The 6557-nt window shown below is 51.3% G+C and carries 3 protein-coding genes and 1 tRNA gene; 3 read left to right on the top strand and 1 reads right to left on the bottom strand.

Annotated elements, in window-relative coordinates; translation table 11 throughout:
• Positions 1-18: 18 nt before the first annotated feature.
• Positions 19-1224, bottom strand: coding sequence for a PLP-dependent aminotransferase family protein (locus tag KOO62_04105; GenBank protein ID MBU8933171.1), 1206 nt, complete (start codon positions 1222-1224; stop codon positions 19-21).
• 368 nt (positions 1225-1592) lie between these two features.
• On the opposite strand from KOO62_04105, the gene KOO62_04110 reads away from it, so the two are divergent.
• From KOO62_04110 to KOO62_04120, 3 genes are all read left to right on the top strand, one after another.
• Entirely contained in the window at positions 1593-5249 is a 3657-nt protein-coding gene (locus KOO62_04110) for a dockerin type I repeat-containing protein (GenBank protein MBU8933172.1), read from the top strand.
• Between the two features lie 123 nt (positions 5250-5372).
• The gene (locus KOO62_04115) at positions 5373-6179 is read left to right on the top strand and encodes a SagB/ThcOx family dehydrogenase (GenBank protein MBU8933173.1); all 807 of its coding nucleotides are present in this window, start codon (positions 5373-5375) and stop codon (positions 6177-6179) included.
• 129 nt (positions 6180-6308) lie between these two features.
• Positions 6309-6381 (top strand) — tRNA-Thr (locus KOO62_04120).
• Positions 6382-6557 lie beyond the last annotated feature (176 nt).

Consider the following 6557-nt stretch of genomic DNA (forward strand, 5'->3'; position numbering starts at 1 on the left):
GTCAGTCTCTGGTCTGTGTTACATATTCTCTTTGAACAGCTCCGCCAGGCGGCCAATCCCTTCAACAATGCCCTCGTGAGTAGCATTCGAGAAGTTTAGTCTCATACAATTCTCGCCGCCACCATTGGGGAAGAACGGTTCGCCATAAACGTAAGCCACTTTCCGTTCGACAGCTTTCGGCAACAAATCTTTAGCAGATAGTTGTTTGGGTAACTCTATCCACAGGAACAAGCCGCCTTCCGGCTCAGTCCATGTCACTCCCTCAGGGAATGTATCTTTCAGCGCTCCCAACATTACATTGCGTTTGACAAGATAGTCCTTTTTAAGAATTTCAATATGTGGCTCCAGCTTACCAGCCGTTACATATTCGTGAATCAAATATTGGCAAAGCGTGTTTGTATGCAAATCAGTACCCTGCTTGACTTTTTCGAAGTAACGCATGATTTCAACGGGACCATTCATCCAGCCGATACGCAACCCCGGCGCGAGTACTTTCGAGAAAGTCTTGAGCGTGATTACACCATCACCACCAAGCGATTTCAGTGTCGGTAGCGACTCGCCCGAGAACCGAACCGCACTGTACGGATCGTCATCTACAATCGGAATATTGTAGCTGGCCGCCAAGTCGATCAATTGTCGACGGCGTTCAAGCGTCATTGTAATACCGGTCGGATTCTGGAAACTTGATACCGAATAGATAAACCTTGGTTTGTACTTTGCCAGTTTTTCCTCAACCTGATTGATGATCATGCCATCGCTGTCCATTTCAGCCGTTACATACCGCGCCTGATAGTAATCGAAAGCCTGTATAGCCCCCACATACGTCGGCAACTCGGTTAGAATGTAATCACCGGGTGCGATAAAGACCCGGGCAAGAAGTTCCAATCCCTGCTGGCTACCTGAAGTCACTTGTATATTCTCGTCAGAGGTTGGGGTACCTGCCGCCGTGGCTCGCTCAGCCAGTAGTTTGGTTAGCGGCGGAACACCTCTCGTTACAGTGTATTGCAAACTCGCAGGACCATACTTCTGCAGAACCTGGTCCATTGCCCACTTCATATCCTCCTGTGGAAATAACTCCGGTGCAGGTAGTCCGCCTGCAAACGAAATAACTCCGGGCTGAGACGAAAATTTGAGGATGTCACGAATTGCCGATGATTTCAATGACGCTACATGCGGCGCTATTTCCCAGTCACTACGAATCTGCTTCTTCTCTTGTACTGCCATGATCTATTCCTTCACTTTGCATCATACTTCACATTACGTCAACAAACATACAATAGCATATGGTACGGGCGATATCAAGTCCATAGCAGAATAATCGTATTGAGAGATCGAATATGGCCCAAATGGTCCGTTTTGAGATGCGGAGGTCCCTGAGATGGATTTTTCGCTTGACAGAATATAAATATTCGGTGTATATTAAATACAACTAACTACCTACTGATGATTTGCACGCGTTATTTTTGTTACGATTCGCATTGCAGATGAAAATACAACAATAATCGCATACTAAGCGGATGGTTATGTCCGACCGAATCACAAGTAATAAACTCATTGATCGACGTAATCTACAATTGTAAGGAGAAGGAGCTATGCTTCGAAAACTGATCATTGCAAGTATCGGAATGCTTACGGTGCTCGCTGTAATGTTAATGGCCGCGTCCGGGGACCGATTTAAGGTGACCCAGATTGATGGCTCTGGTGCTGTTCAAGCGCCTTCATACAAGGGGCCATGCACTCTAACGAAAACCAACAGCACGGCCGCAAGCTACTGGGGCAGCGGTTACGAAGCGGGGATTGGGACCTACACCTACTTTAACCCCGGGACATGCCCGGACCTACCTCCGTACCCGTTTGAGATCACCGACTTCAGTTTTGTGCTGTACGATGACGGTGATGACGTCTGGCCGGCACAAGTGGATATCGTTGTGTATGATTTGGCCCAACCTCCCGATTCCTGTTCGGGACCAGGCACTGAGCTTTGCCGTTACTCGGTTACTGCCGATCAAACAACTTTTGGGTACCCAACCGTTGGGACGTTTGATTTCCCTCCCGGCGGGTGTTGTGTAAACGGTCCGTTCTATATCGGTCTGGAGTACACCAGCGGTGTGGTCGGATCCACTCCGTCTGTACTGTATGACGACAACACGGCTCCCGATACGTGCGACAACTGGATGTTGTACAACGATGGCCTGTTGTACGAATGGTATAATTTCTGGGATCCGCCAGTAGCAGGCTACCCGATATTCTTCATCAACGGCGAAACCAACTCGCCGAATTGTACACAGGTGTGCGACTGGAAGCCCGGCGATCCCTACAAGCACCACTTCCCGCAGATGCCGGATGAAACCGGTTGGGCAGTGAATGCCACCCAGCCTATGATCCTGGCCGAGGATTTCATGTGCATGGATACTGGCTGGATCAAGGACTTCCATTTCTGGGGAGCATGGAAACACGGGGATGAAGGTCAGGTAACGACTTTCGTACTCAGTATCCACGAAGATATCCCCGCTCATATGGTCTGCGACACCAACTGGGCAACTGGGGATTGTGATGGCAATTCACAGGTTGATGCTGCAGATTTAACTTATCTGATCAATTACCTCCAGGGCGGTGGACCAGCTCCAAACCCACTATGGATTGCCGATCTTAATGGCGATTGTGTCGTGGACAATGCTGACGTTACTATTCTGACGGACATGATCTATTCTGGTGTTTATCCGCCGGTTTATCCGGTTCCCGTCTGCTGTGATGATAATATGGTAGAGACATATTCTCGACCGGGTACGACTCTCTGGGAGCTCTACGTCGAAGATTTTGACTTCACACCTATCGATCCACCCACCGAGGAAGGCTGGTACGATCCCGCCACCGGCGAAGTGTTCCCTAATGACCACATCGCCTATTGGCAGTACAACATCTGTCTACCAGAACAAAATTGGTTCTGGCAGGATTCAGGCACGATCTACTGGGTAAATATCTCAGCAATTGTTGCTGATCCACAGAATACGACCTGGGGCTGGAAATCAACCCAGGATCACTGGAACGACGATGCTGTCTGGGCTACATGGGGTGATCTCAGTTGGATTGATATCTGGGAACCTATGGATCCGCAGGTGGACAGTTTCTGGATAGCTTTTGATCCTTCCGGCGCTATGATCCCTCAAATGACCGGAGGTGCCGGTTACTACGACGGCCCAGATGCTGTGAATGGATGGTGGCTCTACGAACAGCCCGATTGGCAGTTCTGGAACATCTGGTTCTACGATCATCCCTTCACGTATGACCGCAAGAAAGAAGCCCGCATTGAATTTGCCATCGAAAAGTACGATGATTTAGCCGACAGCTGGCTCACCTTTGTGGTAAATTACTCGACCGATCAATGGTCGCTCGATCAGCCCGCGGACGACAGCATGCCGCCACTGCCGGGAATGCCATGGGAAGATGAGTTGCTGTATATCGGTCGTGATACCCTGTATGACGGACCTGTCGATCAGATTACTGGCGGCCACTTCATGGAAGTTTGGGAAATAAAAGAGTATAACCCAGAGTGGATTTCAATCGATGTCTGGGGATACAACTTCGTTATTCCAGAGATGAGCGGGGTGGTCTTCCACGACTGCATCGGTTCGCTCGATCTGTCGCTGGTTGTCACCAATGGCGAGGATGCGGAGCCAACCGGCGCGTGCTGCTATGATGATGCTACCGGTTACCTTTGTGTCGAGACAACCGAGGATGATTGCGTCAACAACCTCTTCGGAATTTACGAAGGCAATGGCACAGTCTGTCTGGGTCTGGAAGCCTGTTGTATGCAGGATGGCAACTGTATGATGGCCGATGCTCTGTGTTGCGTCAATGAACTCGGCGGTGTACCACAGGGTCCGGGCTCAGTCTGTACGGCTCTCGAGGCCTGTTGCTTCACCGATGGTTCCTGCCAAAACCTCGATCCGCTCTGCTGTGATGATCAGGGTGGCGTGGCTCAAGGTCCGGGCACAACCTGTACGGCTCTCGAAGCCTGCTGTTTGTCTGACGGTTCCTGCGCGATGCTCGATCCGCTCTGCTGTGATGATCAGGGTGGCGTGGCTCAAGGTGCGGGCACTGCCTGTACCGCAACTCAGGCTTGCTGCTTCCTCAGCGGTTCGTGTCAGGACCTCGATCCGCTGTGCTGCGATGATCTGGGTGGTTGGACTGAAGGAGTGGGCTCAGTCTGCTTGGGTGATGGAGATGGCGATGGCATCGACGATGCCTGCTACCCCGACCCATATATCGGCGCCTGCTGTCTGCCTGACGGCACTTGTCAGGAGTTGACATCAGACGACTGTCTCGCCACTGGCGGTGCGTACATGGGTGACTACACTATGTGTGCCGGCGATCACGACAGCAACGGTGTTGATGATGCCTGCGAAGATCCGTGGAATCCAGATCCGGGTGATGACATCAAGATGCACTTCCCGCAGTTGCCTGACGAAAATGGCTGGGATGTTGATGCCTCCTGGCATCCGATCGCTGACGACTTCATGTGCACCGAATCTGGCTACATTAAGGATATCCACTTCTGGGGATCCTGGAGACATGGAGCAACTGGCGAGATCACTAAGTTCAATCTTGCAATCTACAGTGATCAACCGGCTGGTGCTACGCACAGTATGCCCTTGGATCCACTGTGGGTCTACTCGGATTCTGACTTTGTTATCACCAAGATTTATGGTGGCAACGAAGGCTGGTTCAGCCCGATTCCGCATGTTTACTACCCGGGTGATCACCAGGAGTACTACCAGTACGATATTTACATTCCCGAGGACGACTGGTTCCCACAGGATTCCGGTCGGATATACTGGCTCGTAATATGGGCAATTCTTGAAGATCCTAACACCAAGGCATGGGGTTGGAAGACCTCCCTTGACCACTGGAATGACATGGGTACCTTTATCGATAACCCTGTGTGGCCCGTACCGGGAGGTTCAATCTGGAGTCCGCTTATTGATCCGATCAACTCTCTTGAGTTAGACCTCGCGTTCGCTATCACCGGCTCCTGCTGCGTCCTTCGCGGAAATGTGGATCACGTCCCTCCTGCGGAAATTAATATCGCTGATCTGACCTACCTTGTGGCATACCTGTTCACTGGTGGTCCACCTCCTCCGTGCTTGGCGGAAGCTGACGTAAACGGCGATGGCGAGCTCAATATCGCCGATCTGACCTACCTTGTGGCTTACCTCTTTACCGGAGGTCCGCCGCCGGTGCCATGTTAGCAGAACACATGGTGTCTACCTGACGGTTGACAATTACAGCGGCCACTCTTTCATTAGAGAGAGTGGCCGCTTCTTTGTGGCCCGACCCGAGCTACTCAAACTATCGAACAGGAGTGGACGATCATGTTTACTAAAATCGTGTGTGCCGTCGGCCTGATGACAGTTCTGCTGTCAATTGGGAACGCTCAGGCAGATCAATCGGAGGACCAGATGTCAATCGGGCAAAGGTTTCATCATGAGACAAGTTTCGGAGACCGGGGCTTCAAAGGAGACGGATCGTATCGTGGTCGCAATCTACCCCTCTACAAAGTGTATGACGGTGCGGTGACCGTGTCTCTACCTCCTCCAAAACCGGGATCGGGGTCCGTTGAGGAAGCCATCACCCAGCGACGTTCCACACGTCGATTCGCCGATACGCCGGTCTCGCTGGAGGAACTTTCGGGGCTTCTCCTGGCTGCTGCTGGAATAACATATCACGGTAAAGGTCTGTCCCTGCGTGCGGCTCCATCCGGAGGTGCCCTGTACCCTTGCGAGATATATGTCGTAGCGCAGAACGTCGATTCTTTGAAAGCAGGTCTCTATCACTACCAAGTCTCGGATTCCACTTTGGAACTTGTCGAGGAGGAAGACCATGGTCGCCAATTGCATCAGGCTTCGCACAACCAGAATGCTGTTGGTTCTTCGCCTGTGACCGTCGTCCTGACGGCACGTTTTGATCGTTCAACCCGGAAGTACGGTGATCGCGGATTTCGCTACGCCTACATTGAGGTGGGCGCAATCGCCGAAAACATCTGTTTGCAAGCTGCTTCGCTGAGTCTGGGGACGGTCTGCATCGGAGCCTTTAACGACGATGCCCTTAACCAACTCCTGGGGATCGACGGTAAGGAGGAAGCTGCCTTGCTGATAATGCCGGTCGGAATACCACGATAACACTTTGAAGAGATAACTGGCGCGGCAGACAAGAAAACAGCTGACAAAACTTCTTGTATATTTGAAGCCGGTCACTATATTTGCCGATCAATGAAACAGATGGTTTAATCCATCTTTTGACAGTCGGAAGCCACCGTAGCTCAGATGGTAGAGCAACTGATTCGTAATCAGTAGGTCAGCAGTTCGATTCTGCTCGGTGGCTCTTTTCTATGCCCGGAATCCCACTATACTGTCATTGCAATTCTGTGAACGAGATCAAAGGGTGGACTATCAGGGGGATATCTCACGGAAATAAAAAGCCGCCTGATCAGGCGGTAAAAAAAGTGGTGGGGGGAGGATTTGAACCTCCGAAGGCTTCGCCGACAGATTTACAGTCTG

The sequence above is a fragment of the Candidatus Zixiibacteriota bacterium genome (genome assembly GCA_019038695.1).
Classification (GTDB): domain Bacteria; phylum Zixibacteria; class MSB-5A5; order GN15; family FEB-12; genus B120-G9.